This is a genomic window from Halobaculum rarum, assembly GCF_040025155.1.
In the GTDB taxonomy this organism is placed as follows: domain Archaea; phylum Halobacteriota; class Halobacteria; order Halobacteriales; family Haloferacaceae; genus Halobaculum; species Halobaculum rarum.
In genome coordinates this window covers 1,892,102-1,908,496 of record NZ_CP157275.1, presented here as the reverse complement: position 1 = coordinate 1,908,496, position 16,395 = coordinate 1,892,102, and the positions used below count along the sequence as shown (strand labels likewise).

Here is a 16,395-nt window from a genome sequence, read left to right as displayed (position 1 = left end):
GCCGGCGGCGAGCGAAACCGGTAGGTTCCGCCGGTCCCTACGACGGGCAATGAGTGGCGCCGAGGGCGATGGCGCGGATGCGGAGGCGAACACGAACGCGGTCGACGACTGGCGCGCCGGTCTCGACGACGTCGACGCACGACTGATCGACGACTACCAGAGCGGCTTCCCCGTCGCGGAGCGGCCGTTCCGGATCGTTGGCGATGAACTCGGGATCGACGAGGACGAGGCGCTCGATCGGGTGAAACGGCTCCGCGAGCGCGGCGTGTTCCGCCGGTTCGGCGCGGTGCTCAACCCGCCGGTGATCGGCTCGTCGACGTTGGCGGCCGTCTCGGCGCCCGAGGACCGCTTCGACGAGATCGCGGAGGTGATCAACGGCTACCGCCAGGTGAACCACAACTACCGCCGCGACCACGAGTGGAACCAGTGGTTCGTCGTCACCGCCGCCAGCCGGGAGACGCGCGACCGGATCCTCACGGATATCGAGGAGCGGACCGGCTGCGAGGTGCTGAACCTCCCGATGCTGACGGACTACTACATCGACCTGGAGTTCCCCGTCTGGAACGACGACGCGTTCGCGAGAGAATCCCTGGAGTCGACGGACGCCGGGGCGACCCGGATCTCCGAGAACGCGACCGGCGACCTCTCCGAGTTGGATCGTGCGCTGCTCGTCGAGATCCAGGACGGGTTCCCGCTGTCGGCGACGCCGTACCGCGACGTGGCCGAGGCGGTCGACGCCGACGTGGACGACGTGCTCGCGGCGATCGAGCGCCTGCTGGCGGACGGCTGCATCAAGCGCATCGGCTGCGTCGTCAACCACATCGTCACCGGCTTCCGGAACAACTGCATGGTCGTGTGGGACGTGCCCGACGACCGCCTCGACGAGTTGGGGGAGTCCGTGGGCGAACTCCCGTACGTGACGCTGTGTTACCACCGGCCGCGCCGGCCCGAGCAGGACTGGGAGTACAACCTCTTCACGATGGTCCACGGCCGCGAGGCCGACGCCGTCGACCTCAAGATCGACGAACTCGCCGCCGACCATCTCCCGTTCGGCCACGAGCGGCTGTACTCGACGGCGACGCTGAAGCAGACCGGTGCGCAGTACGAGGAACTGGTCGGGGAGTAGTCGCGGACGGTAACCGCGTTACCGTCCACCGCGCCCGTTCGTGGGCCCTTCGACCGCGCCCGTTCGTGGGCGGAACGGTACGAGACCGCTCCGCCGTTACCCGCGGTCTCACTCGCTCGCTCCGCTCGCTCGGTCGACCGCGCCCGTCCCCGGCCGGTCGACCGCGGCCAGGTCGATCCGCCCCTCCGGCATCGGCACGCCATCGAACGGGTCCGCATCCTCCGCCAGCAACAGACTCCCGTCCAGGTCGGCGTAGTCCAGCAGCGGCCCGAGGTGACAGCCGGCGGCGATGGCGGCGTTCGACTCCACCATACAGCCGAGCATCACTTCCAGCCCGTGCGCACGGGCCGCATGGATCATCCGCTTGGCCTCCAGCAGGCCGCCGCACTTCATCAGCTTCAGGTTCGCGATGTCGCAGCGGTCCGCGATCCGCGGAACGTCCGCGAGCGTGACGCACGACTCGTCCGCGGCGATCGGGAGGACCGAGCGCTCGAACGCGTCTTTCAGCCCCGCTGGATCGCTCGCGGGAAGCGGCTGCTCGATGAACTCGACGCCCAGATCCGCGAGCCACTCGCTCTTGCGGGCGGTCTCGCGGGGCGTCCACGCCTCGTTGGCGTCGACGCGGAGGGTGGCGTCCGGCGCCTCCTCGCGAACGGCCTCGACGACCTCGCGGTCGCGGTCGGTGCCGAGCTTCAGCTTGAGGGTCGAGTAGCCCGCCTCGACGGCGGCCGACGTCTTCTCGCGCATCACGTCGGTGTCGTCGATCCCGATGGTGTACGAGGAGGTCGGCGCCTCCGTGGGATCGAGCCCCCATAGTCGGTAGAGGGGCACGCCGAGCCGTTTCGCCGCGAGGTCGTGGAGCGCGATGCTCACCGCACACCGGGCGGCGGGATTGTCGGCGACGACGTGTTGCATTCGATCCTCGATCTCCGCGAGGGCGTGCGGGTCGCCGACGGCTTCGACCTCGGCGAGGAGATCCGGGAGGACCGCCTCGACCGTCCCGGCCGTCTCGCCGTAGTGGGCGGACGGGGCGGCCGCGCCGACGCCGGTCATGCCGCCCCCGTCCTCGACGCGAACGATCACGTTCTCGGCGGCGGTGGTGGACCCGCGCGAGATGGTGAACTCGTGTTCCAGCGGGAGCGAGACGCGCTCGAACGAGGTCGAAAGCGAGGGAGTCATTCGCGGATCGCCTCCACGATCTCGTCGGCGCCGAAGCGGATGAGGTCCGTCGCGGGCGCGTCGATCTCGTCGGCGAACCCCTCGACCGCGTCCCGGGCGGCCGCGTCGTCGTCGAGGTCGACGGTGTTGAGCGCGCCGGCGACGACCTCGGTCTCGTGGACGGGCGCCGACAGCGACTCGTAGAGGTCGATGTACTCCTCGAGAGGCGGGAGGGCGGTGTCCTCGTAGCCGTGGATCGCCTCCCGGCCGGCGGCGTGACACAGGACCAGTTTGTCCGCCATCGCGCCGTGGAGGATGCCGCAGGTGACCGCCGAGTACGCGGGGTGGATGATGGTTCCTTGTCCCTCGACGACGAGCAGGTCGTGCTCGTCGCCCTTCTCGAGGATCATCTCCTCGACGGCGCCGGCGGTGAAGTCCGAGACGACGCGGTCGACGGGGTTGCCCCACCCCTCGATCATGATCCCGGTCTGGCCGGTCGGGATCGCACAGGCGTCGATCCCGTCCTCGCGGGCGGCCTCGACGATCTCCATCGTCGCGGTCATCTTCCCCACCGAGCAGTCGGTCCCGACGGTCAAGACAACGTCCGCGCTCACCTCGTCCGAGCGTCCCCCTGCGACGGTGAGGTCGTCGTGGGGCTTCCGGACGTCCCGGAGCTCGACGCCGTGTTCGGCCGCGAGTTCGGCGAACTCCGCGTCGTCGTTGAGGAAGTAGTGGAGGCCCGAGATCACGTCGCACCCCGCCTCGATGGCCGCGCGTACGTCCGGGCGCCACGACTCGTCGAAGCCGCCGCCGATGGGCGCGATACCGACGATCAGTGCGTCCACGTCGCCGGGGACGTCCGCGAACGACTCGACGATCGGTGCATCGGGCACGTCCGGTAGGTGGTCGGCGACGCGCTCGCCGGGGCGGTCGCGGTCGAGGACGGCCGCGACCTCGTAGTCGGCGTACCGGAGCACGCCGTTGGCGGTCTTCGAGCGGTCCGGAAACTTCTCGTGGGCGAGAACGGCGACGCGATCGGTCATGGTGGAGCGTGCGCGACCGCGGGGCATAAATCGGACCCACGCGGTCGGATCAGCCGGATACTGTGGGTCGTGAGCGAGCTCGTAGGTCCGGCTGTCGGCCACAACGGCAGCGATTCGGCGGGCTCAGCGGCCGTGACGATCGTTGTGATGACCGCGAAAGCCCCCGTGGCTGTGCGCTCGCGCGACTCGCTGCGCTCCCCGCTCCGTTCGCTTCGCTCACTCCGCTCCAGTGCTTGCATCGTCGGGCTTCCCGCACAGCCACGGCCCCTTTCAGTCCCGCCCGTCGGTCGGACGGGCCGAACACCGGAGTCCTCCACACGGTGTGTACGACCCGCGGTGGCGCGCGCCGCCGCGACTCCGTTCGCGGCGGACGCGCGCGAGGGACGAGCGAGGCGAAGCCGAGTGAGTCGGCTGGGGAGGGAGAGGCTGCAGTGCCGCCGGGCGGGACTGAAAGGGGCCGGGCGGGTCGTGAGCCGAGGCGACGCAAGCACCACAGCGAGCGAAGCGAGCGAGGAGCGCAGCGAGTCGCAGGCCACGAGCCGTCCGGGGGATTTCACGGTTGTGTTCTCTGTCAGGACGACAGCGGCCAGCCATCCGCTTATACACGGATCGGGAATTGGTGTAATTCAATATATCAGGATAAGAACCAATTAGATGTACAGTTTGGTCAGCATGTGATGCGACTGGAACAGCCCGAACTATCGGCACAAGAAAAGCGAATTAAAAAGTGGATCCTGCCGAACTTGAATGCCGATCTTGGAGATTTCGAGGACACGAACGAAGCAGATATTGATGTTGCAGAATCGATCTTAGCGCAGGAGTACCGCAAACACGGAGGTGACAATATTCGAATACTTGTGAAAATACTGCTCCTCACCGCTTGTTACGATATCCTCCACGTCCTACCTCCGATAATATATGGCCTCCTGCTAAGTTCGGTCGCCAGTATCTCATTAGCTATCCCAGCCCTCCACACACCAGAGTCACTCGCTGGAACCGTGATCGGAGGGGAACAGAGTACTAAAAAACGGATCAGGTACCGTGCAGAAGAGTCGGTGAAAACTAACGTCGGGATGGTTGGGATCGCTATCGGATTCGCCGTTCAGATATTGGCTGTGATCGGAGTGATAGATACAGAGGTTTTTGCAAACAACATCCTTACTGGTGCAGTCCCCTCCGTCGTTAGCGCAGTGTTCCTCGCAACCGTAGTCGTGTACGTGCTGAGCCTGGTTTGGAGCGGGAGCGATTGACCCTCCAGTTACCGTCGAGTCCCGGACACGGTCGTCCCGAATACAGGCACAGCCGGCCGATTTCACCGACCCTTACCCGGCTAGCGAACCAGCGATCACGTAATGAGCGACGGCATCCATCTCAACCTCTTCACGATGAACTCCGTGGAGCACGTCTCCCCCGGCTCCTGGACCCACCCGGCGGACCGCTCCGCCGAGTACAAAGACAGGGAGTACTGGACCGACGTAGCGAGAACCGCCGAACGCGGCGGCTTCGCGGCCGTCTTCTTCGCGGACGTGCGCGGCATCTACGACGTGTACGGCGGCGACCGCGAGACGGCCATCGAGCACGCGGTCCAGACCCCCTCGAACGATCCCGGCTACCTCGTGCCCGCGATGGCCGAGGTGACGGATTCGCTCGGGTTCGCGGTCACGAAGTCGACCACCTACACCCACCCGTACCAGCTCGCCCGGGAGTTCTCCACGCTCGATCACCTCACCGACGGCCGCGTCGCGTTCAACGTCGTCACCTCGTATCTGGAGTCGGCGGCGGCGAACCTCGGCCTCGACGAGCGGATGGACAAGGGGACACGGTACGACCGCGCCGACGAGTTCATGGACGTCTGCTACGCGCTGTGGGAGGACTCGTGGGACGACGACGCGGTCGTCCGAGACCGCGAGTCTGGTACCTTCAGCGACCCGGCGAAGGTCCACGAGATCGACCACGAGGGCGAGTTCTTCGACGTACCCGGCCCGCACGGCTGCGAACCGTCGCCGCAGCGCAGTCCCGTTATCTTCCAGGCGGGCTCCTCCGACCGCGGGCGCGACTTCGCCGCCGCCAACGCGGAGGCGGTGTTCTGCTCGCAGCCCACCGAGCACGGCGTCCGCGAGTACATGGACGACCTGCGCGAGCGGGCCGCCGACCTCGGCAGGGATCCCGACGACCTCGCGTTCTTCCCGGGTGTCGTCCCCGTCGTCGCCGAGACCGAAGCGGCCGCCGAGGCGAAGTACGAGCGCCTGCTGGAGACGGTCGACGTGGAGGCGACGCTCGCGCTGCTGTCGGGCTTTCTCGACATGGATCTCTCGGAGCTCGATCCGGATCAGAAGATCGAGCACATCGAGACCGACGCGATCCAGGGAACGATGAACGCCTTCACGAGATCCGACCCGGATCGGGACTGGACCGTCCGCGAGGTCGCGCAGTTCTCGGGGCTGGGCACCACCTCGCCGGTCGTCGCGGGGACGCCCGAACAGGTGGCCGACGAACTGCAGTACTGGCACGAGGAAGTGGGCGTCGACGGGTTCAACGTGAAGGAGGTGCTTCGCACCGGGAGCCTCGACGACGTGGTCGATCTTCTCGTGCCGGAACTGCGCGCGCGAGATCTCCTCGCGGAGCCGACCGCGGGGGAGACCCTCCGCGAGCGACTCCTCGGCAATGAGTCGCGACTTTCCTCGTCGCATCCCGCACGGCAGTGAGGTAAATCGAACCGTGCGCTGGTCGAAACGATCGAGATCCCCATCGCGGAGGCGTACGCGCCGCACAACCACCGGTTTCGGTCAGGGACGGTACAGCCGGCGCCAACATGGTTAAGTACCCGCACCCGTTTGTCTCAGGTGACGCTTCGTCTGGAGGGCCGAAGCGTCAGCGGGGACCAATTCAGGGCGGAACGCGCGCCGCTCTTTTCACCGGCGCGCGTTCCTCCCACGTTTCACAGGTTCGAGCCGCTGCTGTGTGACTGCGAATGCTGCCGCATGCAACCCCGTCGAGCCGTCGACTCAGTTCGTTATCCGTCGGTCGGCGGATTACGGAACACGCTGTCGACGATGGCCAGCCCGCCGGCCGCCGACCCCGCGGGCGCCGTCAGCCGGAACGGCACGCCGAGCGTCGTCGTCGCGAGGACGGCCGCGAGCAGGCTCGCGCCGATGACCGCGAGGACCACGTCCGGACGCGACGGCCCGTCTGCCGGAAGCATGGTAATTACATCTCATTAGAAACGGAAACCGCTTGGGGTCGCTCCGGAGTCGCCGGAACGGGAGAGAGTCCGAACAGCATCCGGACGTGCCACACCTCCAGTTCGACACGGACGCCGAACCGACGGCCGCCGAGAAGAACGCGCTCGCGGCGGCCGTCACGGACCTGTACACCGAGCACATGGAGACGACGGCCGGTCACGTCGCGGTCACGATCCGCGAACGCGACCCGGCGGACCTCCATATGGGTCGGGCAGTCGAGGGCCGCTCGTGTTCCTCGACGCGGACATCCGTGAGGGGCGCCCGTTCGAGTTGAAGCGAGCGTTCGCGCTCGCGGCGGTGGCGTATCTGACCGACGAGTGGGCGTTCCCGAGCCGAACCCCAAGGCGACCTTCACCGACCACACGGGCGAGGAAATGATGGGGTACGACCGCGTTGGCGGCGACTGGGAGGGGTAACGCGTCGCCACGAGATCGTCGGACTGCGCCCGGTCGGGAGGGTCACGCGCCGATCCTTCGGCCGGCTGGTTCCCCGAAATCACTACCCACCGGGAGAACGAATGCCGCGATGATGCCCTCCGACAGACGCCCCAGCAGTGACTCCGCGGACGCGCTCGAACCGGCCCTTCTCGTCGTCGTCGCCGTGGCCGTCGCCGCCGATCTCGCGTCGCTCGCCCGCCTGATCCCGCCGCCGCTCGGCGAGGCGACCCGGACCGCGCTGGCGCTCGCCGCCGGCCTCGCCGCGCTCATCGCCGTCACACACGCCGTCGCGTCCGGCAGTCCCGCTGCCGGCCTTGCTGCCGCGGTCGCAGTCCCGCTCGCCGCCCTGTACGCGTACACCGGGCTGTTGCTTCCGTGGACGCAACTGTCGTTCGTCCTCGGGCAGGCCGGCGTCGAACTGGCGCTGTCGGTTCCCCTCGTCGGCGAGCCGGTGGCGAGGGCGCTGTTCGGCGGATTCACCCTCTCGGAGGCGACGCTGGAGCACGCGTTCCGGATCCACTACGCCATCGTCGCCGTCGCCGTGGTCGCGGTTCTCGGGCGAGCGGGGGCGGTGCTACGGGGACATGTCGAGGCGAGTCCCGCGTGAGAACTACTTCGAGGACTCTGTTGGGACCCGATCGTGCGACACGACCCGCAAAACCGCCGGCACGTCGGACCGCATATCGATTGGTTTTGGCCTCCAGATCTCGAGTACGGTAGAGAGTACCCGCCGGCGACGGCGAATACGGCAAGACAGCTGTTCACTGGCCGCTCGTACTGTGGCTATGGCGATTGAAACGACGTTCGTCGCGACTGCGAGGGAAGGGATTTGAACCACGGTCGTTCCGCTCGCGGAGTTCGCGTCACTCCCTGCTTCAAATCCTCCCGGAACGATTCCGGGCCTTCGGCCCCACTCATGCGAGGGAAGGGATTTGAACCCTTGAACCCCTGAGGGAGCGGATCTTAAGTCCGCCGCCTTTGGCCAAGCTCAGCCACCCTCGCGCGGGTCGTCGTTTCGCCGGACGGTGCAAGTGAATTTCGGTCGCCCGACGGAGATATTTGCTGCACCTCCGAGGTCGAGGACAGCGCTGCGGCGAACGACGGATGAATAGGTGCCCCGAAACGTTGTTGCCGACGTGAGCGACAACACCGACGAAACGCTGGACGCGATCACACGACGGCGAGTCCTCGCCGGCGCCGGCACCGCGAGCGCGGTCGGCCTCGCCGGCTGTACCGGCGGGTCGGGCGGCGGCGAGTCCGAGACCGACGCGGCCGGGACGAGCGACGGCGTATCGACCACCGCGACGACCGGCGGCGGGACGCTGAACTTCGCGCAGTCGAAGTCGCCGCTGGACTTCGACCCGCTGAAGGCCAACGACGTTCCCTCGCTGCAGGTCGTCGAACAGATCTTCGACAGCCTCTACACGTACGGCGAGGGGACCGAGCTCGTCCCGCAGCTCGCCGCCGGCGACCCCGAGGTCAACGACGACGCCACGCAGTACGTCGTCGAACTCCGCGATGGGGTCACGTTCCACAACGGCGAGCCGATCACCGCCGAGGACGTGAAGTACTCCTTCCTCGCGCCGGGACGTGAGGAGACCAACAACGGGTCGGAGTTCACAATGATCGACTCCATCACCGTCGTCGACGACCGGACGGTCCAGTTCGACCTGAAGTTCCCCTTCGGACCGTTCCGGCACAAGCTCGCGTGGGCGCCGGTGCCGAAGGCGTACCGCGAGGAGAACAAGGAGTCCTTCAACCGGGACCCCGTCGGCTCCGGACCGTTCACGCTGGAGTCGGCCACCGAGGGCGACGAGGTCGTCATGGAGCGCTGGGACGAGTACCACGGGGACGCGCCGAGCCTCGAGGGCGCGGTCTTCAGCCCCGTCGAGGAACCGACGACGCGGGTGACGACGCTGAAGAACGGCGAGTTCGACATCGTCCAGACGGTGCCGCCGAAGCTGTACTCGACCGTTGAGGGTCAGGAGGGCTCCTCCATCGCGGAACGCCAGGGACTGGGCTACTACTACCTCTCGTTCAACTGCAACGAGGGCCCCACCGCCGACCCGAAGGTCCGGGAGGCCATCGACTACGCGGTCTCGATGGATCAGGCCGTCCAGAACTACATCGAGCCGGCGGGCACGCGCCTGACCGCGCCGATGCCCGAGACGGTCACCGACGCCTGGGACTTCCCGACCGACGAGTGGGCCGACATCGCCCACGACAAGGACGTCGACATGGCCGCCCAACTCCTGGAGGAGGCCGGCGTCCCCAAGGACTACTCCTGGAAGATCATCGTCCCGCCGGACGACAAGCGCGAACAGATCGGCGTCTCGGTCGGCAACGGGCTCCAGGAAGCCGGCTGGAGCAACGTCGAGGTCCAGCGGCTGGACTGGGGGGCGTTCCTCGACAAGTACTCCACCGGCGACGAGGACGACTACAACATGTACACGCTCGGCTGGGTCGACGAGTTCGACCCCGACGGCTACCTCTACTACATGTTCCACCCCGAGGTGGAGAGCGAGACCAACGGCTGTTACTACCGCAACGAGGAGGTCGCAGACAAGTTGACCCAAGCACGGCAGTCGGCCGACCGTGAGGAGCGCAACCGGCTCTACACGGAGGCGACGACGACGATACTGGAGGACCGCGCGCACCTTCCCGCGTACAACCTCAAGAACAGCTTCGGCGTTCGGGACACCGTCGAGGGCTTCCGTCCCCACACCGTCGCCGGGATCAACCCGCGACTGGCCGGGGAGGACACCGTCAGCCTGAACGACTGAGCGCCCTCACCAGTCGACACTCAGCGTCCCGTCGCCGTTTGGATCCGGCGCCAGTTCCTCGTCGGTCCGGCGGTCGACGACGTGGATACAGCCGACGTCCTTCTTTGCGGGGCACACCTCCGCCGCGCGGAGGTTCTCCTCGAGTTCGTCATCGCCGACGTAGTACGACTTCGGCTTCGCCATGCCGCTCGTGATATCCATCTCCCAGTTGTCCGCGACCTCCGCGCACTTGCCCGCGCCGAAGCAGGCGTTGGCCTCGAAAATGATCTTGTACGGCTTCTCCTCCACCGGCGGTCCGTCGCCGCCGACGTCGCTGGCGGTCTGTACCTCCGCGTCGAGATCGCTCATACCGACCCTTCCGCCCGGGGCGACTTTCGTCTGTCGGTGCCGGTCCGGCCGTGCGGCGGCTCAGTCGTCCCACTCGACCTCCGACAGCTCGTCCGTCTCCCGGAGGATGAACGGGCCGATCGACAGCGTGTCGACGCGGGCTGGAGCGGAGCGAAGGGCGAAAAGGGGGCTGGAACGACTGTCGTTACTTCGAGGCGTCGGCGTCCTCCTCTTGCTGGAGCTCTTCCAGCTCCGCCTCGACCTCCTCGTCGACGAGGTCGTCGGACTCCGTCGCGGCGTCGGCCGCGTCGCCGTCGCCGCCGTCGTCGGCCGAATCCTTCCCGAGTTCCGCCCGCAGCGTCTCAAGCTCGGCGTCGACCTCGCGGTCCGTGCGGCCGGAGCTGAGCTCCCGGTCGATCTCGTCCTCGTCGGAGAGGGCGTCGTCGAACGCGCCGGTGTCCTGCAGTTCGTCCATCGCCTGCGAGCGCGCCTCCATCTCCTCGGTGCGCTCCTCGGCGCGCTCGATCGAGCGGGCCACGTCGCCCATCTCGTCGCCGACGCCGGACATCGCCTCCGAGACGCGGGTCGAGGCCTCCGCGGCCTCGTAGCGCGCCTTCATCGTCTCCTTCTTCGTACGGAACCCCTCGATGCGGCTCTGGAGCTCGTCCTTCTTGTCGACCAGTTGGTCCTGGGTGTTCTGGAGTTCAGCGATCTGGGTCTCCAGGTCCTCGATCTGGTTCATCTTCGACTTCTTCTTCTCCAGCGCCTTGCGCGCGAGGTCGTCGCGGTCCTGCTGGACGGCCTCGCGCGCCTGCTCGTTGTGCTTCTCGACGTTCTCCTCCAGCCGGCGCTTCTGGATCTCCAGGCGCTTCTTCTGAGTGGTGAGGTCCGCGATGCCCTGTTTCACGTCCTGGAGCTGGTCGCGCATCTGCTCGTAGCTGTAGTCGAGCGACTCCGACGGGTCCTCCGCCCGGTTGAGGATCGCGTTGAACTTCGAGCGGATGACGTAGGAGGCGCGAGAGAGGATTCCCATGGCCCGGAGTAAGTGAACTGGCCGTATAAATCTCACCCGCGAGAGCGGTCCACCCGCTACCGTTTTCAGCCGAGCGACCGCAGCCGAACGCATGACCGACGTACTCGTTCCCGGCGGCCGCGACGTTCGGGGCTCGCTCGACCGCGCGGGCGACGCGGGGGGAACCGGACACGCCCGGGCCGACGCCTGCGTCGTCGCGTGCCCGCCCCACCCGCAGCACCGCGGCCACCGCGGCGACGAACGCCTCCAGGCGGTCTCGGCGGTCCTGACCGCCGGCGGCGTCGACTGCCTCCGCTTCGACTACGGCGACTGGGACGAAGGGTACGGCGAACGCGCCGACGCCCGCAACGCCGTCGCGTGGGCGCGCGAGCGCTACGACCGCGTCGGCCTGTTCGGCTTCAGCTTCGGCGGATCTCTGGCGCTGCTGGTTGGATCGGAGGGCGACGTCGACGCCGTCTCCGCGCTCGCGCCGACCGCGCGACTCACGTCAGATCTGGACGCCGTGGCGGCGATGGACGACATCGACTGTCCCGCGCAGGTGGTGTACGCGACCCGCGACGACACCGCCGACTGGGAGCCGGTGGTCGAGCGCGCGCGGGAACTCGACGTTGCCCTCCGGGAGTTCTCCGCCGACCACTTCTTCGTCGGGCAGGCGGGGAAGGTGGGCGATGCCGTGGGGGAGTGGCTACTCGACGCGCTGTAACCCGTCGGCGTCCGCGTCGTCCCTGCGGTAGCCGACGACGAGGTTGACGACGACCGAAGTGGCCGCGAGGGCGAGGACGAACGCCCAGAAGGCGGCGCTGGCCGCTCCGGCGAGGCTTCGGGTGGCGGCGTAGGCCGCCGCCGCCGCGAGCACGGCGAGCGCGAACGGCGCGAGGAACGGGGCGTCGCTCCAGGCGCCGCCGGCGTTGCGGTACTCGACGGCCGACGCCCAGACGTTGCCGACGGTGAACTGGAAGACCACCAGCCCGAACAGCCCCGAGAGCACCGCGAGGAACGGCTCGGCGCCCCCGGCGAGCTGGAGGCCGGTACCCGCGAGAAACACCGCCAGCATGAGCGCGTGCCACGGTCTGAGCCGGTCGCGGACGCGGTCGTGGAGGGTCATACCGGGCCCTCTCGAAGCAGCGATAAAAATCCCGTCGTCAGTTGTACTCCCGCCAGCGGTAGCCGTATTCAGTTCAACTCACACCCTGATCGAACTGCACGGAGCAGCGAAAATCCGGCCGTTTGTCACGAGTTATCTGAACCGATTTTTGAGTCAGCATCATTATATGGAGAGATGGATTTAAATACGATATGCAACGACGACAGTATATCGGAGCGGTTTCTTCGGTTATTTCGACGGTAGCAGTAGCGGGATGTACGGGAGGTTCGACCGGAGACGGAACGAACACGGGAATAACTCGCAGTACATCGACATCAAGCGAGGAGCAAAAGGCAGCAGAACACATGGAACTCGCTGGAAAGGCCCTCCAGCGTGCAGGTGAAGAGATCTCGACCCAGAGTGAGAAGTTCAAGGATTCAGAAGTCGAAAGCGGCAGTGGCCTCGATTTCGAACCCGAAACGATCTATGACTATCTCGACACGGCTTCAGAAGAACTCGATCAAGCCGAGAAACACGCGAGCGCCCCGCAACAGGAGAAGATCAGCGCTGCCCGAGGATACATCTCGTTCGCACGGAAAATGGCCGAGTTCCTCGACGTGTTTGCAGAAGCGTACACGCAGACAACGAGTGGATTCTCGTATTTCCGATCGGAGCGGTACTCCGAGGCGGCTGAGCAACTCGAAACAGCAGAGAGCACACTGTCTGAATCCGATGACATATTGACTGTTGTACAGGACCGTCAGGAACAGCTAGATACAGAGCTCCTTGACGAGGTCAGCGAGGTAGAGGTTGAGTCGATAAAGACTGAACTGACGGCCGTGGACGAGGTACTACCGGCCCTAAGTGCCCTTGCATCGGGAATTCGCCAACTCTCTCTTGGACTAGTTGACTTCGAAGAGGCAACGACCCAAATTGAAAACGATCAGTATGCGGATGCGGAGAGTAGCTACGACAGATCCGTCGATCACTTCACCACCAGCGAGACCACGTTCAAAGATCGGGAGAACACTGTTCCCGACTCGATGAAAACGACTTTCATCGAACTCACGTGTTACGGAGGGGCGCTCAAAGACGGTGCAAGACACCTTCGAGAAGCCTGCGCTGCACTAAACAACGGTAACGATAGTCGTGCAAGCACAGAGACCGAGAAAGCGAAAGAAGCGCTCGATCGCTGTAACTTCGATAACTGAATAGTTCAAGACACTCAGTTCTCAGTCGACATCACAGTTTGTGCTGGGTCTCACAGAGAGACTGCGCCCGAACGTTTCTCGGATCAGTTGTACTCCCGCCAGCGGTAGCCACACTCCTTGCACTTGAAGAACCGCGTCGGCGGCTCGTCGGCGGCGCCGGTCTGTTTGATCGTGTACCACGCGACAGTGTGGCCACACTCGTCGCAGATCACGTCGTCGGAGGTGGGCTTCCCCTCGAAGTTCGCGCCCTCCTCGGTCTCGATCACGTCGTCGTGGGTCTGGGCTTCGGTCGAGACGAACTCGGCGGCGCGCTCCTCGTCGCGCTCGGCGGTGGCGCCGCAGGAGGAACAGAGCATCACGCCGTCCTCGGTGCGCATCATCGAGCCGCACTCGTCGCAAAACTGCATGACAGACCGTACTCGGTCTGCACCGGTATGGCTTACGCGTCGTCGACGGTCGACGAATCCGCGGGGGCACTCGTGCCGGTCGTCTCGGGAGCCTCAGCTGTTTCAGTCGACACTGCCGTCCCGGCCGCCGCAGTATCCGGGTTCGCGTCGCCGCCGGCGGCAAAGTTCGGCTTGCCGTCGGTGGTTACCATCGGGCACCCGCGGACGCGGAAGTGCTCGCCGTCGACGACCTCGAGGATGTCGGTGTCTTCGTGGCCACATGTCACGTCCGGCGGCGCCGAAAGGTACGGACAGCGCTGGCAGTACTCCCGCTTGTCGAGCACGTACTCGGGACGGACGTTACGTGTTGCAGTCTCCTCGACACGCCGAGCCGCCTCCTCGGGCGGGTCGTATTGGCCGAGGCCGTCCGCATCCGACCGGTCGGTCCCCCCGGCGTCGAGCGACTCCCACAGTTTCTCGGTGTCGATGTCGCCGACGTTGACCTCCTCGAACGGGTCGCGGTCGTCTCGTGCGTCGCGATCCCGGCTGCGCTTGCCGACGCGCCTGGCGAGATCGCCCAGCGGGGCGTCGCGGCGACGGTCTGGGGTCCCGTCATCCACGTCGGTTCCGTCGCTCGCGTCACCGGCCTCGCGATCGGTGCTCCGGTTCCGATCCTCATCGGGCTGGTCGTCCCGCCCGAACGGGTTCTGTACACGCGGCGACCCCTCCGTATCCGCATCCGCCTCGTCGCGAGCGTTGCCGTCGGTGTCGGGATCGTCGGCCATCTACTCCTCCTCGAAGATCGCCTGCGACTCCTGTTCGTCGATCGTTTCACCTTCCAGCGCGGGACGCGAGCCGACCGTGAGCGACGGCGATCCGAAGAATCCCGAGCTCGGCTCGACCGTCTCGAACGTGCTCCCACAGTGGGGACACTCCGGGCTCGACAACAGTCCGAGCCGAACCGTCTCGCCGCAGCTGTCGCAGTCGGCCGTCGCGATCCCGAGCCGGTTGGCCTGCCGTTTGAGGTCGGCGGCCGCGAGCCGGCGCGCCTCGCGCGATTCGAGCGTCGAGACGCGGCTTCGAACGTCGGAGAGCACGGCCGCGAGCCGGGAGAGCTTCTCGGTGTGCTCGTCGGTGGTGTCCGTGAGGTACTCCAGCACCTCCTCGTAGTTCGCGAACCCGGTTTCGAACGTCTCCTCGAGCTCCGAGAGGTCCGCGCGGAGCGCGTCGACGGCCGCGCTCAGGTCCTCGACCGACTCGGCCGCCTCCCGAAGCGCCGGGTGATCGTGGTCGGCGTCGGCCTTCGTGTCGGTCTCGCGTTTGACCTGGATCACCCGCGAGCGGATATCGTCGATCTTCTCGTCGAGCTCCCGGTCCAGTTCGTCGACGCGGGCGTTCAGGTCGACGACCCGCCCGGCGATCTCCTCGTGATCGACCGTCTCGGAACCGATCGAGGCCGGGTCCGGGAGATCGTCGCCGTGCTCGTCGAGCAGCCGCGCGAGCGTGACCGCCCGAGCCAGCACCTCCTCGCGCGATCGGCCCGTCTCCTCGGCGTGGGCCACGACCCACTCACGGAGAACATCCGGGAGCTCCTCGACCTGCTCTCCATCCATCTACCCCCACGTAGACCGTGTGCAGGTAAATAGTACCGGCCCGAATATCGAGGATAGTACAGGGGAGTGACATTCTCGACGTCGATGGAGGCCGTCACCGGATCTTCCGCACGTCGCTGATGTCGAGGCCGCCGTCGTGGATCTCGGTCTCGAACCGCACGATGTTCTCCGACTCGAGCTGGGAGAGCACGCCACGGAACTCCCGGACGACCATCGTCCGTGCGCGCTTCGAACCGCCGGACTCCCAGCTGAACTGGAGTGTCCCGCTGCTGCCGTCGACGAGTTGGCCGAGCTGTCGGTCGGTGATCGCGTCGGTGTTGACGAGCGCGATCAGCAGCCCGCCCCACGAGTGGACCGCCTTCGCGAGCCCGCGGACGAGCATCGCCACGTCCTCCCACTCGACCTCGCCCCCGGAGGCGCCGACGAGGTCGGTGACGGCGTCGATCACGACGAGGTTGCCGGCAGCGTTGTCCGTCAGGTACTCGCCGAACGCCGAGAGAACGCCGTCGCGATTGCCGGCTCTTCCGAGGTCGTGGATGCTGCTGGTGGCACCCATGTACCACTCGCGCGGGATAGGCGACAGCTGGAAGTACTCCGGTGAGAGGTCGGCGAACTCGATCCCGTCGACGGCGGCGTCGACGATCTCGTCGGCCATCGTGTAGCGCAGTTCGCGTTCGATGTAGTCGGCGTCGGTGGTGAACGAGAGGTAGTGGACCTCCGACGGGACCGCCGCCGCGTCGTCCAGGTCGCCGTAGTAGAGGTCGAACATCTCCTCGTCGACGCGGGCGAGCGCGTTCATCGCGGCGCTCGTGTAGGCGAACTCCCGGGCGCCGGCGCCGGACTCGCCGGCGACGAGCACGACGCTGCCCACAGGGGCGCCGCCGCCCAACACCGAGTCGAGTTGGGCGACGCCGAACGGGATCCGATCCATGCCTCCCCTCGCTCGGGCGCG

At 66.5% G+C, this 16,395-nt stretch carries 17 protein-coding genes, 1 tRNA gene and 1 pseudogene; 8 read left to right on the top strand and 11 right to left on the bottom strand.

The window, feature by feature from the left end; translation table 11 throughout:
• Window positions 1–49: 49 nt before the first annotated feature.
• A complete protein-coding gene (gene ahbB, locus ABJD39_RS09915) occupies window positions 50–1,126 on the top strand; it encodes a siroheme decarboxylase subunit beta (RefSeq protein WP_348607827.1) in 1,077 nt (358 codons plus the stop codon).
• A 108-nt stretch (window positions 1,127–1,234) separates the two neighbouring features.
• On the opposite strand, the gene ABJD39_RS09910 is transcribed toward ahbB, so the two are convergent.
• Entirely contained in the window at window positions 1,235–2,305 is a 1,071-nt protein-coding gene (locus tag ABJD39_RS09910) for a dipeptide epimerase (protein ID WP_348607826.1), read from the bottom strand.
• Window positions 2,302–3,327, bottom strand: a complete 1,026-nt coding sequence (locus ABJD39_RS09905; protein ID WP_348607825.1) for a DUF1611 domain-containing protein — start codon at window positions 3,325–3,327, stop codon at window positions 2,302–2,304. The genes ABJD39_RS09910 and ABJD39_RS09905 overlap by 4 nt, the downstream gene beginning before the upstream one ends.
• Window positions 3,328–4,004: 677 nt before the next feature.
• Here ABJD39_RS09905 and ABJD39_RS09900 point away from each other — a divergent pair.
• Both ABJD39_RS09900 and ABJD39_RS09895 read left to right on the top strand, forming a co-directional pair.
• On the top strand, window positions 4,005–4,577 hold the full coding sequence (locus ABJD39_RS09900; protein WP_348607822.1) for a hypothetical protein: 573 nt from the start codon (window positions 4,005–4,007) through the stop codon (window positions 4,575–4,577).
• A 102-nt stretch (window positions 4,578–4,679) separates the two neighbouring features.
• Window positions 4,680–6,032, top strand: coding sequence for an LLM class flavin-dependent oxidoreductase (locus ABJD39_RS09895; RefSeq protein ID WP_348607820.1), 1,353 nt, complete (start codon window positions 4,680–4,682; stop codon window positions 6,030–6,032).
• Between the two features lie 308 nt (window positions 6,033–6,340).
• On the opposite strand, the gene ABJD39_RS09890 is transcribed toward ABJD39_RS09895, so the two are convergent.
• Window positions 6,341–6,529: a hypothetical protein gene (locus tag ABJD39_RS09890; protein WP_348607817.1), complete on the bottom strand. Its 189-nt coding sequence runs from the start codon at window positions 6,527–6,529 to the stop codon at window positions 6,341–6,343.
• A gap of 86 nt (window positions 6,530–6,615) precedes the next feature.
• Between ABJD39_RS09890 and ABJD39_RS09885 the strand changes: the two are divergent.
• A pseudogene (locus ABJD39_RS09885) lies at window positions 6,616–6,985 on the top strand (tautomerase).
• Between the two features lie 109 nt (window positions 6,986–7,094).
• Window positions 7,095–7,613, top strand: coding sequence for a cytochrome b N-terminal domain-containing protein (locus ABJD39_RS09880; RefSeq protein WP_348607814.1), 519 nt, complete (start codon window positions 7,095–7,097; stop codon window positions 7,611–7,613).
• A 310-nt stretch (window positions 7,614–7,923) separates the two neighbouring features.
• On the opposite strand, the gene ABJD39_RS09875 is transcribed toward ABJD39_RS09880, so the two are convergent.
• Window positions 7,924–8,008: transfer RNA gene (locus ABJD39_RS09875), tRNA-Leu, on the bottom strand.
• Window positions 8,009–8,142: 134 nt separating this feature from the next.
• Between ABJD39_RS09875 and ABJD39_RS09870 the strand changes: the two genes are divergently transcribed.
• Window positions 8,143–9,789 (top strand): ABC transporter substrate-binding protein, encoded by a 1,647-nt coding sequence (locus tag ABJD39_RS09870; RefSeq protein ID WP_348607811.1) that lies wholly within the window; start codon window positions 8,143–8,145, stop codon window positions 9,787–9,789.
• Window positions 9,790–9,795: 6 nt separating this feature from the next.
• Here ABJD39_RS09870 and ABJD39_RS09865 read toward each other — a convergent pair whose 3' ends face one another.
• Window positions 9,796–10,137, bottom strand: coding sequence for a ferredoxin (locus ABJD39_RS09865; RefSeq protein ID WP_348607808.1), 342 nt, complete (start codon window positions 10,135–10,137; stop codon window positions 9,796–9,798).
• Window positions 10,138–10,321: 184 nt separating this feature from the next.
• Window positions 10,322–11,149 (bottom strand): PspA/IM30 family protein, encoded by an 828-nt coding sequence (locus ABJD39_RS09860; RefSeq protein ID WP_348607806.1) that lies wholly within the window; start codon window positions 11,147–11,149, stop codon window positions 10,322–10,324.
• Window positions 11,150–11,240: 91 nt separating this feature from the next.
• Here ABJD39_RS09860 and ABJD39_RS09855 point away from each other — a divergent pair, with 91 nt between their 5' ends.
• Window positions 11,241–11,852 (top strand): dienelactone hydrolase family protein, encoded by a 612-nt coding sequence (locus ABJD39_RS09855; protein ID WP_348607804.1) that lies wholly within the window; start codon window positions 11,241–11,243, stop codon window positions 11,850–11,852.
• On the opposite strand, the gene ABJD39_RS09850 is transcribed toward ABJD39_RS09855, so the two are convergent.
• Window positions 11,835–12,254, bottom strand: coding sequence for a hypothetical protein (locus ABJD39_RS09850; RefSeq protein ID WP_348607801.1), 420 nt, complete (start codon window positions 12,252–12,254; stop codon window positions 11,835–11,837). The two genes, ABJD39_RS09855 and ABJD39_RS09850, sit on opposite strands and share 18 nt — an antisense overlap.
• Before the next feature lie 191 nt (window positions 12,255–12,445).
• On the opposite strand from ABJD39_RS09850, the gene ABJD39_RS09845 reads away from it, so the two are divergent.
• Complete coding sequence (locus ABJD39_RS09845) at window positions 12,446–13,444, top strand: hypothetical protein (RefSeq protein ID WP_348607798.1); 999 nt, start codon at window positions 12,446–12,448, stop codon at window positions 13,442–13,444.
• A gap of 83 nt (window positions 13,445–13,527) precedes the next feature.
• Here the strand turns inward: ABJD39_RS09845 and ABJD39_RS09840 are convergent, their stop codons facing one another.
• The 4 genes from ABJD39_RS09840 to ABJD39_RS09825 form a co-directional block, all read right to left on the bottom strand.
• The gene (locus ABJD39_RS09840; protein WP_348607795.1) at window positions 13,528–13,851 is read right to left on the bottom strand and encodes a transcription factor S; all 324 of its coding nucleotides are present in this window, start codon (window positions 13,849–13,851) and stop codon (window positions 13,528–13,530) included.
• Between the two features lie 32 nt (window positions 13,852–13,883).
• Window positions 13,884–14,615 (bottom strand): hypothetical protein, encoded by a 732-nt coding sequence (locus ABJD39_RS09835; RefSeq protein WP_348607792.1) that lies wholly within the window; start codon window positions 14,613–14,615, stop codon window positions 13,884–13,886.
• A complete protein-coding gene (locus ABJD39_RS09830; protein WP_348607789.1) occupies window positions 14,616–15,443 on the bottom strand; it encodes a CopG family transcriptional regulator in 828 nt (275 codons plus the stop codon).
• A gap of 94 nt (window positions 15,444–15,537) precedes the next feature.
• Entirely contained in the window at window positions 15,538–16,374 is an 837-nt protein-coding gene (locus ABJD39_RS09825; RefSeq protein ID WP_348607786.1) for an RAD55 family ATPase, read from the bottom strand.
• Between the last annotated feature and the right edge of the window lie 21 nt (window positions 16,375–16,395).